Genomic DNA, 14,195 nt, shown 5'->3' on the forward strand with positions numbered 1-14,195 from the left:
CTGGATAGCCGCCACGCATGAATCCGATTGTCCGCTGGTTCCACCAACTCGGCTCGCCCCCCACGTTCGACCGATTCGCTGCCCGCTGGTCGCGGGTGTTCTACCTCGCTGCGGTGCCGGTGCTGCTGGTCGGCATGTGGCAGGCACTGCTGGTGGTGCCGCCGGAAGCCAAGCAGCTGGACAGCTTCCGCATCCTCTACATCCACGTGCCCAGTGCCTGGATGAGCCTGTTCGTATTCGCGCTGATGGCGCTGTATGCCGCCATCGCCCTGATCTGGCGGATCAAGGTCTGCGAGATCCTGGCCATGGCCTGCGCGCCGATGGGCGCCGGCTTCACCCTGATCACCCTGCTCACCGGCAGCATCTGGGGCAAGGGCACCTGGGGCACCTGGTGGGACTGGGACCCGCGCATGACCAGTGAACTGGTGCTGCTGTTCCTGTACCTGGGCGTGATCGGCCTCTACCACGCCATCGAGGACCGTCGCAGCGCCGCTCGCGCGGCTGGCCTGCTGGCCATCGTCGGTGTCAGCCTGCTGCCGGTGATCCGCTATTCGGTGGACTGGTGGGGCGGCCTGCACCAGCGCCAGTCGATCAACGTGTTCGGTGAATCGGCGATCAGCAGCGCGATGATCGCGCCGCTGTGGTGGATGGTGATCGGCACCAAGTTCTGGTTCGCCGGTTCGGTGCTGGCCAAGGCCCGCGCCGACAATCTCGACCGCGAGGCCGGCAAGGCCTGGGTCGGTGGCCGGGTCGATGCCGCACGCCCGGCCGGGGAGGCCCAGCCATGACCCATCTGCCTTACGTGATCGGCGCCTACGCCGCGTTCGTGCTGGTGCTCGGCGCCGATGCCATCGGTTCGTGGCTGCGCCTGCGAATGGCCCGTCGCCTGGCCCTGGCCCGGCAGCAGCGGCAGCAGACCCGCGCCGGCAAGCAGGAAGCCGCGTCGTCGTTGCCGACGGAGCTGGAACGATGACCCCGGTACAGCGTCGCCGCCTGGTCTGGGTGCTGTTGGCCCTGCTTGCGTCCGGCCTGGCCACCGCGCTGGTGGCGATGGCACTGGAGCGCAACATCGCCTACCTGTACACGCCCTCGGAGGTGCTGCGCGGGGATGTCGATGCGCAGTCGCGCTTCCGCCTGGGCGGCATGGTGGTGAAGGGCTCCTTCAACCGCCCGGTCGGTTCGCTGGAAGCACGTTTTGAAGTGACCGACGGCGATGCCCAGCTGGCGGTGACTACGTCGCGGATCCTGCCGGACATGTTTGCCGAAGGCACTGCCGTGGTTGCCAGCGGCCGCCTGCAGGACGGAATCTTCGTCGCCGATGAAGTCCTGGCCAAGCACGATGAAAAGTACGTGCCGAAGGAAGTGGCCGACAAGATGGGCGATGCCCATCGCAAGCATGATGTGCCGGTGACGGCACCCGAGGTGCGCTGAGTGCTGCCCGAACTGGGTCAGATCCTGCTGTTGTGTGCGCTGCTGGCCTCGCTGCTGCAGGCCGGCCTGCCGCTGGCCGGCGCGCAGCGCAACAACACGGCATGGATGGCGGTGGCACGACCGGCCGCATTCGCACAGCTGCTGCTGCTTGCCGGCGCCTTCGCGGTGCTCACCGCCGCGTTCGTGCAGCAGGACTTCTCGGTGCGCTATGTGGCCGAGAACTCCAATTCGCTGCTGCCGATGATCTACCGCTATTCGGCGGTCTGGGGCGCGCACGAGGGCTCGCTGCTGATGTGGGCGCTGGTGCTGGCGCTGTGGACCGGTGCGGTGGCGCTGTTCTCGCGGCACCTGCCAGCACCGGTACAAGCGCGCGTACTGGCGGTGATGGGTGTGGTCAGCGTTGGCTTCCTCGCCTTCCTGATCTTCACCTCCAATCCGTTCCTGCGCCTGAACCCGGCGCCGCTGGAGGGTCGTGACCTCAACCCGCTGCTGCAGGACCCCGGGCTGATCATCCACCCGCCGATGCTCTACATCGGTTACGTCGGCTTCGCGGTGCCGTTCGCGTTCGCGGTGGCCGCACTGCTGGAAGGACGCGTCGACGCCCGCTGGCTGCGCTGGACGCGGCCTTGGACCAACGTCGCCTGGGGTTTCCTGACGCTGGGGATCGCGCTGGGCAGCTGGTGGGCTTACTACGAGCTCGGCTGGGGCGGCTGGTGGTTCTGGGACCCGGTGGAGAATGCGAGCTTCATGCCGTGGCTGGTCGGTGCGGCGCTGATCCACTCGCAGGCCGTCACCGAGAAGCGCGGCACCTTCGGCAGCTGGACGTTGCTGCTGGCAATCGCCGCCTTCGCGCTGTCACTTCTGGGTACGTTCCTGGTGCGCTCCGGGGTACTCACCAGCGTGCATTCGTTCGCTGCCGATCCCTCGCGCGGCCTGTTCATTCTGGTGTTCCTGTCGGTGCTGGTCGGCGGCAGCCTGCTGCTGTATGCGCTGCGGGCGCCACGTCTATCGGTGAACGCCGACGATCCGCGCCGTGGCTTCACCGCGACATCGCGCGAAACCCTGCTGCTGGCCAACAACCTGCTGCTGGCCACTGCCTGCGCCATGGTCCTGCTCGGCACGCTGTACCCGCTGCTGGCCGATGCGCTGTCGCTGGGCAAGATCTCGGTCGGCCCGCCCTACTTCGGCAGCCTGTTCCTGTTGCTGATGGCGCCGATGATCCTGCTGCTACCGTTCGGCCCGCTGGTGAAGTGGCAGCGCGACCAGCCTTCGCGTGCATTCGCGTTGCTGGCACCGTGGCTGGGGCTGGCCATGTTGCTCGGCGCGCTGGCCTGGTGGCAGGCACCGCAGAATGGCTGGAAGGCTGGTCTCGGTGTCGCTGCAGCGGCCTGGGTCGGGTTGGGCACCGCCCGCTTCGTCTGGCAGCGCCTGCGCGGCAACGGCCGCTTCACCGCCGAAATGCTTGGCATGATCGTCGCCCATGCCGGCATTGCCGTGTTCCTCGCCGGTGCGCTGCTGGTGGAAGCACTCAACGTGCAGCGCGAAGTAGCGCTGGCACCCGGGCAACAGGTGGTGGTCGGCCGCCATGAAGTGCGCTTCGAAGGCGTGGACCATCGCGAAGGTCCGAATTTCATCGCCGACCGCGGCCATCTGCGCGTGTTCCGCAACGGCCGCGAACTGGCCCTGCTGCATCCGGAGAAGCGCCAGTACGCCAGTGGCGGCCAGGTGATGACCGAGGCCGGCATCGATGCACGCTTCGACGGCGATGTCTACGTGGCATTGGGCGAGCCACTGGGCAACAATGCATGGGCGGTACGGGTCCACATCAAGCCGTTCGTGCGCTGGATCTGGCTGGGCGCGCTGCTGATGGCCCTGGGCGGATTCATCACCGCCGCCGACCGCCGCTTCCGTCGTCCGTAGGAGTTCCCATGTCCGAGTCCCCCGCCCCGCGCCCCTCCCGCCCGCTGCCGCCGGTAGCCATCGTGATCGGCGTGCTGTTCTTCTTCGGCCTGCTCGGGCTGATGATCTACGGGGTGATGAAATCCGGCGACCCGCAGCGCGACGTGCTGCCGTCGGCCCTGATCGACAAGCCGGCGCCGGCGTTCGCGCTGCCGGTGCTGCACGACCCGGAAATGATCGTGCACAGCGATGAGCTGCGCGGCGCGCCCTACCTGCTGAACGTGTGGGGCAGCTGGTGCGCGGCCTGCCGCGAGGAACATCCGGTGTTGACCCGTTTCGCCGAGAGCAAGCGCGTACGCGTGATCGGCTACAACTGGAAGGACGAACCGACCGATGCCCTGCACTGGCTGGAGCAGCTGGGCAACCCGTTCATGGTCGTGCTCAGCGACATTGAAGGCCGCACCGCGATCGACTGGGGCGTGACCGCTGCACCGGAAACCTTCCTGGTCGATGGCAGCGGCATCGTGCGCTGGAAGTACAGCGGTGCGATGACCCAGCGCGTGGTCGACGAGAAGCTGATCCCGGCCCTGGAGAAGATCGAGAAGGCCCAGGGCAATGCCGGCAACACTCTGCATACGGCGCCCTGAACCGATGCGCTGGCTGCTGGCGCTGCTGCTCCTGATGCTGCCGTTGGCCGCGCTGGCCCAGCAGCCACTGCACGACCCGCAGCCGCTGCAGTTCCGCGATGGCGCCGAGGAACGCCGCTTCCACGACCTGGCTGCGCAGCTGCGCTGCGTGCAGTGCCAGAACCAGTCGCTGGCCGACTCGAACGCGCAGATCGCCCAGGACCTGCGCCGCGAGGTGCTGCAGTTGATGCAGCAGGGCCACGATGACGCACAGATCAAGCAGTTCCTGGTCGCCCGCTATGGCGAGTTCGTGCTCTACCAACCACCCCTGCAGCCGGGCACCTGGTTGTTGTGGGGCGGTCCGCTGCTGGTGCTCGGTGCCGGTGCGCTGGTGGTGGTGGGTATCGTCCGCCGCCGTGGCCGCTCGGTCGGCGCTGCACCAACCGGCAAAGCCGATGAGGGAGATGGCTGGTGAGCCACTGGTTGCCGCTGCTGGCAGGTGTGACCGCTGCATTGATGGCAATCCTGGTGCTGTGGCCGCTGCGCCGTCACGGCCGCCGCGGTTTCGCGCTGGCGGCACTGGCGCTGGGCGTAACGGGCGCCTGCCTGTACCTGCTGGTGGGAGACCCGCGTGCGGCGCAGGTGCAGCCTGCGCCGTCGGTGGCCACCCTGCGTGACGGCGTGCAGGCCCTGCAGGATGCGTTGCAGCGTGATCCGCAGCGCGCCGACGGCTGGGCGTTGCTGGGACGTTCGCAGGCCGAGCTGGGCAACACGCCGGCTGCGGCGGAGGCCTTCGCACGTGCCGCCGCCCTGGCCCCGGATGACCCCGGCGTGCTGGTGGAAGCGGCGCAGGCACGTGCGCAGGCCGATGCCGGCAAGCAGTTCGATGACACCGCGATGGCCTGGTTGCAGCAGGCTCGTGCGCTGGCGCCCGATGCAGAGCGCGCCAGCTGGCTGCTGGGCATCGCCCTGCGCCAGCGCGGAAAGAATGCCGAGGCTGCCGACGTCTGGAGCGGCCTGCTGCCACGGCTTGAGCCCGGCGCCGCGCAGGCGCTGCAGGCGCAGATCGCCATCGCCCGCGAAGCCGCCGGCCAGGCGCCCGATGCTGCCGCTGCGGCGCCACCGGCGCTACTGCAGGTGCGCGTGCAGCTGCCGGCGCTGAAGAACACCGAGTGGCCCGCCAGCACCCAGGTATTCGTGCTGGCCCGCGCCGTGGGTGGACCGCCGATGCCGGTGGCCGCACGCAAGCTGCCGCTGGCGGGCTTCCCGGCCACGGTCGGGCTGGGCGACGCAGACAGCCCGATGCCGACCGCACCGCTGTCGGCCCATCGCGAAGTGGAAGTGCTGGCGCGCATCTCGCGCAGCGGCAGTGCCAATCGCAGCGAGGATGACCTGCAGAGCACGCCGGTGAAGGTGAGCCTGCCGCATGAAGGCGTGGTTGAGTTGCGGTTCCCGTAGTGCCGGCCGCTGGCCGGCAACCACGCGGGCGCATCCAGATTCATGAGGTTGCCGGCCAGCGGCCGGCACTACCGGGTGCATCGCCGATGGAAACCAGCGTGTCGCCAGCTCCACATGCGGCCCCGCTAGAATGACTGCATGACCGAATTCATCCCGCCCGGCACCCGCTTCCACGCCCTGCCCTCGCCATTCCCGTTCAAGCGCGGCGGCGCCCTGCACGGTGCGCGCGTGGCCTACGAAACCTGGGGAACACTGGACGCCGATGCCGGCAACGCGATCCTGATCGTCACCGGCCTGTCGCCGGATGCGCATGCCGCCGCCAGCGACGCCAACCCGGCACCGGGCTGGTGGGATGCGATGGTCGGCCCCGGCAAGCCGATCGACACCAACCGCTGGTTCGCGGTGTGCGTGAACTCGCTGGGCAGCTGCAAGGGCTCGACCGGCCCGGCTTCGCTCAACCCGGCTACCGGCCAACCCTATCGCCTCGACTTCCCGGAGCTGTCGATCGAGGACGGCGCTCGCGCAGCCATCGAGGTGGTGCATGCGCTGGGCATCGAACAACTGGCCTGCGTGGTCGGCAATTCAATGGGCGGCATGACCGCGTTGGCCGTGCTGATGCTGCAGCCGGGCATCGCACGCAGCCACATCAACATTTCCGGCAGTGCACAGGCGTTGCCGTTCTCGATCGCGATCCGCTCGTTGCAGCGCGAGGCGATTCGCCTCGACCCGCGCTGGAACGGCGGCCACTACGATGACGATGCGTACCCGGAATCTGGGATGCGCATGGCGCGCAAGCTGGGCGTGATCACCTACCGCTCGGCGCTGGAATGGGATGGCCGCTTCGGCCGCGTGCGGCTGGATTCGGACCAGACCGACGACGACCCGTTCGGCCTGGAATTCCAGGTGGAAAGCTATCTGGAGGGCCACGCACGCCGATTCGTGCGCTTCTTCGATCCGAACTGCTATCTGTACCTGAGCCGCTCGATGGACTGGTTCGACCTGGCCGAGTATGCCGACGGCGATGTGCTGGCCGGGCTGGCGAAGATCCGGGTGGAGAAGGCGTTGGCGATCGGTGCCAACACCGACATCCTGTTCCCGGTGCAGCAGCAGCAGCAAGTAGCAGATGGCCTGCGCGCCGGCGGCGCCGATGCGCAGTTCATCGGCCTGGAATCACCACAGGGCCACGACGCCTTCCTGGTCGATTTCGAGCGCTTCGGCCCGGCCGTGCGCGGCTTCCTCGACACTCTCTAAGTGGCCTGGCGGCGTAACCTCGCGCTGGCCGCGTTCGGCGCGCTAGTTGCGCTGATGATCAGCGGCGTGCTGCCACTGTGGCTGGGCGGCTGGTGCCTGCTGGCCAGCGCAGTGTCGTTCGGCCTGTACGGCCACGACAAGCGCGCGGCGCAGCGCAAGCAATGGCGGATTCCCGAGCGCACCCTGCAACTGCTGGCCTTTGCCGGCGGTTGGCCCGGTGCGCTGCTCGGCCAGGCGCTGTTCCGCCACAAGCATCGCAAAGCCGAATTCCAGTGGGTGTTCTGGCTGTGCGTGCTGGCCAACGTGGCCTCGATCTCGGTGATGCTGCGCGAGTTTTCGCGGTAATCGTTCGAATGGGTAGTGCCGGCCGCTGGCCGGCAATTCCGTATCCGTATCAATTGCCATGAGGTTGCCGGCCAGCGGCCGGCACTACCATTCACGCTTCGCGGTTCAGAACCCCATCACGCAACCGATACTGCACATCGACCACGCCCTCGGGCAGGTCATCGTGGGTGATCATCAGCAGGCTGCGGCCGTCCAACAGGCTGGCCAGATCCTGCAGCAGCGCGCGCGCGGTATCCACGTCCAGGCCCTCGGTCGGTTCGTCCAGCAGCAGGATCGGCGCATTGCGCAGCAGCGCGCGCGCCAGTGCCAGGCGCCGTGCCTGACCGGCCGACATGGTCGCGCCGTTCTCGCCCACCCAGGTCTGCAGGCCACCATTGTGCTCGGCCCATTCGCCCAGGCGCACGCGACGCAGCACCGCCCAAAGCGCCGCGTCGCTGGCATTGGGATCGCCCAGGCGCAGGTTCTCGGCCACACTGCCGGCAAACACCGGGGCGTTCTGCGGCAACCAGGCCAGCTGCCGATGCCAGTCGGCCTGGGCGAAGTCGCGCAGGTCACGGCCACCGTAGGTCAACCGCCCCTGCTGCGGATCCCACAGCCGCAGCAGCAGGCTGGACAGTGTGGTCTTGCCACTGCCGCTGTCGCCGCGGATGGCGATGCGCTCACCCGGTGCCAGGGTCAGCTGCAGGCCGGACAGCACCGGACGCACCGCGCCTGGCCACTGGAAATGGATGTCATCCCAATGCACGCGCGCCGCTTGCGGTACCGGCTGCGGCGCCTGCGGGTCTTCCACCGTCGGCGGCTGCTCGACGATGGCCTGCAGCCGCGCAGCGGCGATGCGCCCGGACTGCAGCGACTGCCAGGCCAGGCCCATGCCGGCCCACAGTTCGATCATCGCCACGGTCAGGAACACCAGCCCAGCAGCCATTTCCGGCGCGATCCGCTGCTGCTCCGCTGCATGCAGGGCCAGTGCCAGCATCGCTACCAGGCCCAGCCCGGCAACCAGGCCGTGCAGGGAGGAGGCCGCGATCAGGCGCCAACGCCGGCGACGATCACGCGAGGCCAGCTGCTTGGCGGCCACCCGCACTTTCAGCTGCCATGCGGTGCTGGCATGCAGTGCGGCCAGATCACCCGCGCCTTCCAGTCCTTCGAACGCGGCGGTGCGCAGCGCAGCGCGATGTGCGGCGCGATCGGCCTCCTCATCGTCACGGCCACGCACGCCCAGCCACGGCACCCCGAAGCTGATCAGCACCGCCAGTACCGCCAGCAGCACAGCCGCCGAAGGCAGGATCACAGCGGCCGAAGCCACTCCCACCAGCGACAAGCCGCCCAAGGCCAACAGCGGGCCGATGGCGCGCACCAGCAGGCCATCCACCTCGCCGATGTCACCCAGCAGCCGTGCCAACAGCTCGCCGGTACGCGTCGCGCCCAACCGCGCCGGTGCCAGCGGCAGCGCGCGTCGGAAGAACCACACGCGCAGGTCACGGGCGATGCGCAGGGTCACGTCGTGCCCCACCAGCTTTTCGAAGTAGCGCGACGCGATGCGCGCCATGGTCAGCCCACGGATGCCCGCCGAGGGCGTGAAGAAATTGAAGCCCTGACCGAGGCCGGCGGCACCGGCCAGTGCTGCCGCGGTCAGGAAGCCGCCGGACAACCCCAGCAGGGCGGTGCCGGCCAACATCGTGGTCCACAGCAGCAGCACGGCCAGCAACAGGCGCGCGCGATGGCGCAGGAACACCGCACGCAGCGAATCCGGCGAACGGCTCATGCGCGCACCGCCTGTGCCGGTTCGACCAGCCGCCCTTCGGGCAGCAGCAGGCAACGATCGGCCCAGGCAATCACCGCTGGGCTATGGGTGGCGACCACCACGCTGCGCCCGCGCGCATAGGCGGCCAGGCTGCGCAGCAGCGCGGCTTCGGTGTCGGCATCAAGGAAGGCGGTGGGCTCATCCAGCAGCAGCACCTGTGGATCGCGCAGCAGCAACCGGGCCAGGCCGATGCGGCGTGCTTCACCACCGGACAGCCCGAAGCCGCGCTCACCGATCACGGTATCCAGCCCCCGCGGCAGGCGCTGTGCGAACTGCAGCACCTGCGCGGCTTCGGCCACCGCACGCAGGCGCGCGTCGCTGGCACCCGGATCGGCCAGCCGCAGGTTGTCGGCGATGCTGCCATGGAACAGGTAGGGCCGCTGGCTGGCATAGGCGACCTGCAGCCCCGGCCGCAGCTGCACCTTGCCCGCACGAGGTGGCAGCCAACCGGCCAGCGCTTCCAGCAACGTGCTCTTGCCACTGCCACTGGAGCCCACCAGCGCCAGCCGCTGGCCCGGCTCCAGTGTCACATCGAGGTCCTGCAGCACATCGTGCGGCGCACCCAATGGGCGAAGCACCAGCCCCTGTGCCTGCAGCGGCGCCATCGCCACTTCGGCCGGCTCCTGTGCCATCGGCGCCATTTCGTCATCGGCAAGAGCCGCTTCTTCCGGCAGCACCTGCAGAAGGCGCTCCACTTCAGCGGCTGCGGCCAGCGCATTGGCACGGTCGTGGTAGTGCGCTGCCAGCCGCCGCAGCGGCGCGTAGAACTCCGGCGCCAGCAGCAGGCAGAACAGGCCCGCACCCAACGTGGGCACCGTCGCATGCAACGACATCAGGCCCAGATAGCTCAGCCCCAGGTACAGCGCGACCATCGCCACGCTCACCGAGGCGAAGAATTCCAGCACGGTGGACGACAGGAAGGCGATGCGCAGTACCTTCATCGTGCGCACGCGCACGCCTTCTGCAGCCGCTTCGATACCGTCCAGCTCGGCCTCGCCGCGGCCGTACAGGCGCAGCAGGCCCAGGCCCTTGATGCGATCGGCGAAGTGCCCGCTCATCCGTGCCAGTTCACCCAGCTGCGCACGGCCGGCCGCTTCGGCACCCCAGCCCACCAGCATCATGAAGAACGGCACCAGCGGCGCGGTGAACAGCAGGATCAGCGCCACCACCCAGTCGACCCAGGCCACTGCGGCGAGGATCAGCAGCGGTACCACCACCACTTCGGTGCGCACCGGCAGGAAACCGCTGTAATAACTCTCAATCGCATCACCGTGATGCAGCATCAGCTCTCCGAGCTCGCCGGTGCGGCGCTGGCGCAGCCACAGCGGGCCGTGGCCCAGCAGCCGCGCGAACACGCGTTCGCGCAACGCCAGCCGTGCGGCGTCGGCTACATCACCCGCTGCGGCCTGGGTGGCGCTGCCCAGCAGCGTACGCACGATCAGGATCACGGCCAGCGTGGCCAGCACCGGCAGGCCCGAGGCCAGCGGTGCACGCTCGACGAGCACCTGCTGCACCAGCCAGGCGATGGCGGCGGCCTGGCCGATCAACAGCGCGCCGGACAGGCTGATGCACAACGAGGCCAACCGCTGGCGGCCACGCGCGGACCGCGCCAGATCGGCCAGCCACGCGCTGCGGACACGTCGCAACCGGGTCGATTCGTCATCGGAAACAGGGGCGTCAGCAGTCGGTTCGGCGGCGCTCAAGGGTCTTCACAGGCAACAGGGCATTGGCAGGCATTGTAGGCGCAGGCAACGGCCTCCCCCTGCGGCCGGCGGTCGCAGTCCTCGGTGGGTTGGCATACGATCCTCCTGAATACCCATTCATACATTGATCTGGATCAAGGCTGTTTGAAGTAGTCGGTCACATCATTCACCCCGTAGACCACCCTTCCCGCCACCTGCAACGGCACTATCCAACGAGGTAGCCAGGCCATGATTGATCAGACAGTCGTAGAACTGTCGCGGCTGCAATTCGCTCTGACCGCGATGTACCACTTCCTATTCGTCCCGCTCACGCTTGGCCTGTCCTTCATGGTGGCCATCATGGAGAGCGTGTACGTGATGACCCGCAAGCAGGTCTGGCGGCAGATGACCCTGTTCTGGGGTGCCCTGTTCGGCATCAACTTCGCCATCGGTGTGGCCACCGGCCTGGTGATGGAGTTCCAGTTCGGCATGAACTGGTCGTACTACAGCCATTACGTCGGTGACATCTTCGGTGCGCCGCTGGCCATCGAAGGCCTGATGGCGTTCTTCCTGGAAGCGACCTTCATCGGCCTGTTCTTCTTCGGCTGGAAGCGCCTGACTCCGGTCAAGCACCTCACCGTGACCTGGCTGATGGCGCTGGGCACCAACCTGTCGGCGGTGTGGATCCTGATCGCCAACGGCTGGATGCAGAACCCGACCGGTGCGGTGTTCAATCCGGAAACGATGCGCATGGAAGTGGTCGACTTCGCCGCGGTGCTGCTGAACCCGGTGGCCCAGGCCAAGTTCGTGCATACCGTCAGTGCCGGCTACGTGACCGGTGCGATCTTCGTGATGTCGATCAGCGCGCTGTACCTGCTGCGTGGCAAGTACAAGGACATGGCCCGCCGTTCGTTCGCGGTGGCCGCAGCCTTCGGCCTGCTGTCCTCGCTGTCGGTGGTGGTGCTGGGTGACGAAAGCGGTTATGCCGCCAGCGAACACCAGAAGATGAAGCTGGCCGCGATCGAAGCGATGTGGGAAACCGAGCGTGCGCCGGCCGACTTCACCGCCTTCGGCATTCCCAACCAGGACACCCATCAGAACGACTATGCGGTGAAGATCCCGTACCTGATGGGCCTGATCGCCACCCGCTCGCTGGACCAGCCGATTCCCGGCATCCTGGAGCTGGTGGAACGTGCCGAGCACCGCATCCGCGGCGGCCAGATCGCCTACGGCGCGCTGGAACGGGTGAAGAAGGACCGCAACGATCTTGAAGCACGCGAGATGTTCGATCGCCACTGGCAGGATCTCGGCCATGGCCTGCTGCTGAAGCGCTACCGCGAAGACATTCTCAACGCGACCCCGGAAGAGATCTCCAAGGCGGCGATGGACACCGTGCCGCGCGTGGCTCCGCTGTTCTGGACCTTCCGCATCATGGCGGGCCTGGGCTTCTACCTGATCGCCTTCTTCGCGTTGGCCTTCTACTTCTCGTGCCGCAACAACTTCCAGGACAAGCGCTGGTTCCTGCGGTTGGCGGTGTGGTCGCTGCCGGCACCGTGGATCGCGATCGAATGCGGTTGGTTCGTTGCCGAGTACGGCCGCCAGCCGTGGGCGGTGGACGGCGTGCTGCCGACCTTCTACGCCGCATCGGGTCTGGCACTGCATGAAATCCTGACCACGCTGGCGGTGTTCACCAGCTTGTACACGGTGCTGCTGATCATCGAGATCAAGCTGATGCTGAAGGCGATCCGCAAGGGTCCGGACGACATCCTGCCGACGCTGCAGGCCGATATCCGCCCTGTTTCCCCCAATGCAGTCGCCCCCGGCCAGGCCTGAGGCAGGAGAATCCAGATGGAATTCATTGCACTTGATTACACCACGCTCCGCGTGATCTGGTGGCTGCTGCTCGGCATCCTGCTGATCGGCTGGGCCGTGATGGATGGTTTCGACCTTGGCGTCGGCACCCTGTTGCCGTTCGTTGCAAAAACCGATGAAGAACGCCGACTGGTGATCAATACCGTCGGCCCGGTGTGGGAAGGCAACCAGGTGTGGCTGGTACTGGGCGGCGGTGCGATTTTCGCCGCATGGCCGCCGCTGTATGCGGTCAGCTTCTCCGGCTTCTACCTGGCGGTGTTTGCGATGCTGTTCGGGCTGATCCTGCGCCCGGTCGGCTTCAAGTACCGCAGCAAGCTGCCGTCCAAGCGCTGGCGCGACAACTGGGACCGCGTGCTGTTTGTCGGTGGCCTGCTGCCGGGCCTGATTGCCGGCGTCGCGGTGGGCAACGTGCTGCTGGGTGTGCCGTTCCACTTCGATGACACCCTGCGCGTGACCTACACCGGTTCGTTCTTCGGCCTGCTCACGCCGTTCGCGCTGATTGCCGGCCTGATCAGCGTCGCCATGCTGGTTTCGCATGGTGCGGCCATGCTGGTGATCAAGACCGACGGCCCGGTGGCCGAACGTGCCGCACGTTACGGCAGCGTCGCCGCCATCATCAGCTTCGTGCTGTTCGCCGTGGCCGGTGCCTGGGTGGCCTTCGGCCTGCCGGGTTACCAGATCACCTCGCAGGTGGTCACCGATGGCCCGACCAACCCGCTGCTGAAGACCGCCGAACTGGGCACGGCTGCCGGTGGCTGGCTGCGCAACTACAGCTCCATGCCGGCGACGCTTGTGTTCCCGGTGCTGGGCCTGCTGGGCGCACTGGCCAGCGCGGTGCTGCTGCGCGCACGTCGTGGCGGCCTGGCCTTCATCGCCTCGGGTGCATCCATCGCCGGCATCATCCTGACCGTCGGCTTTGCGATCTTCCCGTTCCTGCTGCCGTCCTCCAGCCAGCCCACCTCCAGCCTGACCGTCTGGGACAGCTCGTCCAGCCACCTCACGCTGTGGGTCATGCTGCTGGCCACGGCCATCTTCCTGCCGATCATCATCGCCTACACCACCTGGGTGTACCGCGTGTTGAAGGGCAAGACGACGGTCGAGGACATGGACGACAACCCCAACGCCTATTGATTGCCAGCGTGCCGACCCACGGTCGGCACCTGTCTTGCACAGAGGAGATTGAACATGTGGTATTTCGCCTGGATCCTCGGCGCCGGCCTCGCCTCGACGGTCGCCATCCTCAACGGCATGTGGTTTGAAGCCCGCGAGCAGAACCGTATCGAGAAAGAAAATCGTCGCTGAGCTGTAAAAAAGCCTTGCCGCCCTGGTCTTCACACGGTATCTTAGGCGGCTCCTTCGGGGTGTAGCTCAGTCTGGTAGAGCGCTACGTTCGGGACGTAGAGGTCGCAGGTTCGAATCCTGTCTCCCCGACCACTCAAGTGGTCGCATTGAAGCCTGGTGAAGTCGTCCAGGCTTTTTTGTTCCCTGAAGTGGCACTGCTTCGGCAGTGTGAAGAAAACAGCATCCACCCCTTGCCGCCATCGGGGTGAATCGCTAGAATAGGCGGCTCCCTTCGGGGTGTAGCTCAGTCTGGTAGAGCGCTACGTTCGGGACGTAGAGGTCGCAGGTTCGAATCCTGTCTCCCCGACCACTTCGGTGGTCACCAAGAAGCCTGGAAGACATCACTGTCCTCCGGGTTTTTTTGTGCCTGCGGCCCGGGACCGGACCGGCCGGCCGCAACGCCACTGGCCAGCCACGTACAATGGCCGCCTCCCCCACCTGCCGCTTCGGCGTAGACCGATGCCGGCGCTGCATGCCACCACGTCG

General features: G+C 67.2%; 14 protein-coding genes and 2 tRNA genes. 14 read left to right on the forward strand and 2 right to left on the reverse strand.

Going from position 1 to position 14,195, the window contains the following annotated elements; genetic code table 11:
• The first annotated feature begins 17 nt into the window (after positions 1–17).
• The 9 genes from ccmC (at position 18) to AC3ITW_RS15015 (ending at position 7,010) form a co-directional block, all read left to right on the forward strand.
• Positions 18–788, forward strand: a complete 771-nt coding sequence (gene ccmC / locus AC3ITW_RS14975; RefSeq protein WP_006378253.1) for a heme ABC transporter permease CcmC — start codon at positions 18–20, stop codon at positions 786–788.
• On the forward strand, positions 785–973 hold the full coding sequence (locus AC3ITW_RS14980) for a heme exporter protein CcmD (RefSeq protein WP_006378255.1): 189 nt from the start codon (positions 785–787) through the stop codon (positions 971–973). The genes ccmC and AC3ITW_RS14980 overlap by 4 nt, the downstream gene beginning before the upstream one ends.
• Positions 970–1,431, forward strand: a complete 462-nt coding sequence (gene ccmE, locus AC3ITW_RS14985; protein ID WP_006378257.1) for a cytochrome c maturation protein CcmE — start codon at positions 970–972, stop codon at positions 1,429–1,431. Before AC3ITW_RS14980 ends, ccmE begins: the two co-directional genes overlap by 4 nt.
• Entirely contained in the window at positions 1,432–3,351 is a 1,920-nt protein-coding gene (locus tag AC3ITW_RS14990; RefSeq protein ID WP_065724273.1) for a heme lyase CcmF/NrfE family subunit, read from the forward strand.
• A gap of 8 nt (positions 3,352–3,359) precedes the next feature.
• Positions 3,360–3,977, forward strand: a complete 618-nt coding sequence (locus tag AC3ITW_RS14995) for a DsbE family thiol:disulfide interchange protein (protein WP_006378261.1) — start codon at positions 3,360–3,362, stop codon at positions 3,975–3,977.
• Between the two features lie 4 nt (positions 3,978–3,981).
• Complete coding sequence (locus AC3ITW_RS15000; protein ID WP_012511626.1) at positions 3,982–4,431, forward strand: cytochrome c-type biogenesis protein; 450 nt, start codon at positions 3,982–3,984, stop codon at positions 4,429–4,431.
• Complete coding sequence (locus AC3ITW_RS15005) at positions 4,425–5,414, forward strand: c-type cytochrome biogenesis protein CcmI/CycH (protein ID WP_197585439.1); 990 nt, start codon at positions 4,425–4,427, stop codon at positions 5,412–5,414. Before AC3ITW_RS15000 ends, AC3ITW_RS15005 begins: the two co-directional genes overlap by 7 nt.
• A 138-nt stretch (positions 5,415–5,552) precedes the next feature.
• The gene (metX, locus tag AC3ITW_RS15010) at positions 5,553–6,665 is read left to right on the forward strand and encodes a homoserine O-acetyltransferase MetX (RefSeq protein WP_006378293.1); all 1,113 of its coding nucleotides are present in this window, start codon (positions 5,553–5,555) and stop codon (positions 6,663–6,665) included.
• Positions 6,666–7,010 carry a DUF1294 domain-containing protein gene (locus AC3ITW_RS15015; protein WP_100435002.1) on the forward strand — a complete coding sequence of 115 codons (345 nt, stop codon included), beginning with the start codon at positions 6,666–6,668 and terminating at the stop codon, positions 7,008–7,010.
• 91 nt (positions 7,011–7,101) lie between these two features.
• Here AC3ITW_RS15015 and cydC read toward each other — a convergent pair whose 3' ends face one another.
• Positions 7,102–8,775: a thiol reductant ABC exporter subunit CydC gene (gene cydC, locus AC3ITW_RS15020; protein WP_197585275.1), complete on the reverse strand. Its 1,674-nt coding sequence runs from the start codon at positions 8,773–8,775 to the stop codon at positions 7,102–7,104.
• Positions 8,772–10,517: a thiol reductant ABC exporter subunit CydD gene (gene cydD, locus AC3ITW_RS15025; RefSeq protein ID WP_065724278.1), complete on the reverse strand. Its 1,746-nt coding sequence runs from the start codon at positions 10,515–10,517 to the stop codon at positions 8,772–8,774. The genes cydC and cydD overlap by 4 nt, the downstream gene beginning before the upstream one ends.
• Before the next feature lie 228 nt (positions 10,518–10,745).
• Here cydD and AC3ITW_RS15030 point away from each other — a divergent pair, with 228 nt between their 5' ends.
• The 5 genes from AC3ITW_RS15030 to AC3ITW_RS15050 all read left to right on the forward strand — a co-directional run bounded on the left by AC3ITW_RS15030 (position 10,746) and on the right by AC3ITW_RS15050 (position 14,019).
• The gene (locus AC3ITW_RS15030; RefSeq protein ID WP_006378378.1) at positions 10,746–12,329 is read left to right on the forward strand and encodes a cytochrome ubiquinol oxidase subunit I; all 1,584 of its coding nucleotides are present in this window, start codon (positions 10,746–10,748) and stop codon (positions 12,327–12,329) included.
• Between the two features lie 15 nt (positions 12,330–12,344).
• Positions 12,345–13,499 (forward strand): cytochrome d ubiquinol oxidase subunit II, encoded by a 1,155-nt coding sequence (cydB, locus tag AC3ITW_RS15035; protein ID WP_012511632.1) that lies wholly within the window; start codon positions 12,345–12,347, stop codon positions 13,497–13,499.
• A 54-nt stretch (positions 13,500–13,553) separates the two neighbouring features.
• Positions 13,554–13,670, forward strand: a complete 117-nt coding sequence (gene cydX, locus AC3ITW_RS15040) for a cytochrome bd-I oxidase subunit CydX (RefSeq protein WP_005410354.1) — start codon at positions 13,554–13,556, stop codon at positions 13,668–13,670.
• A gap of 55 nt (positions 13,671–13,725) precedes the next feature.
• Positions 13,726–13,802 (forward strand) — tRNA-Pro (locus AC3ITW_RS15045).
• 140 nt (positions 13,803–13,942) lie between these two features.
• Positions 13,943–14,019, forward strand: a tRNA-Pro gene (locus tag AC3ITW_RS15050).
• Positions 14,020–14,195 lie beyond the last annotated feature (176 nt).

This window comes from Stenotrophomonas sp. KH_052, assembly GCF_057838755.1.

Coding starts and splice junctions, on each gene's coding strand:
- cydX (WP_005410354.1), top strand. CDS start 13,554: ATGTGGTATTTCGCCTGGATCCTCGGCGCCGGCCTCGCCTCGACGGTC.
- metX (WP_006378293.1), top strand. CDS start 5,553: ATGACCGAATTCATCCCGCCCGGCACCCGCTTCCACGCCCTGCCCTCG.
- AC3ITW_RS15030 (WP_006378378.1), top strand. CDS start 10,746: ATGATTGATCAGACAGTCGTAGAACTGTCGCGGCTGCAATTCGCTCTG.
- AC3ITW_RS14995 (WP_006378261.1), top strand. CDS start 3,360: ATGTCCGAGTCCCCCGCCCCGCGCCCCTCCCGCCCGCTGCCGCCGGTA.
- ccmE (WP_006378257.1), top strand. CDS start 970: ATGACCCCGGTACAGCGTCGCCGCCTGGTCTGGGTGCTGTTGGCCCTG.
- cydB (WP_012511632.1), top strand. CDS start 12,345: ATGGAATTCATTGCACTTGATTACACCACGCTCCGCGTGATCTGGTGG.
- AC3ITW_RS14980 (WP_006378255.1), top strand. CDS start 785: ATGACCCATCTGCCTTACGTGATCGGCGCCTACGCCGCGTTCGTGCTG.
- ccmC (WP_006378253.1), top strand. CDS start 18: ATGAATCCGATTGTCCGCTGGTTCCACCAACTCGGCTCGCCCCCCACG.
- AC3ITW_RS15000 (WP_012511626.1), top strand. CDS start 3,982: ATGCGCTGGCTGCTGGCGCTGCTGCTCCTGATGCTGCCGTTGGCCGCG.
- cydC (WP_197585275.1), bottom strand. CDS start 8,775: ATGAGCCGTTCGCCGGATTCGCTGCGTGCGGTGTTCCTGCGCCATCGC.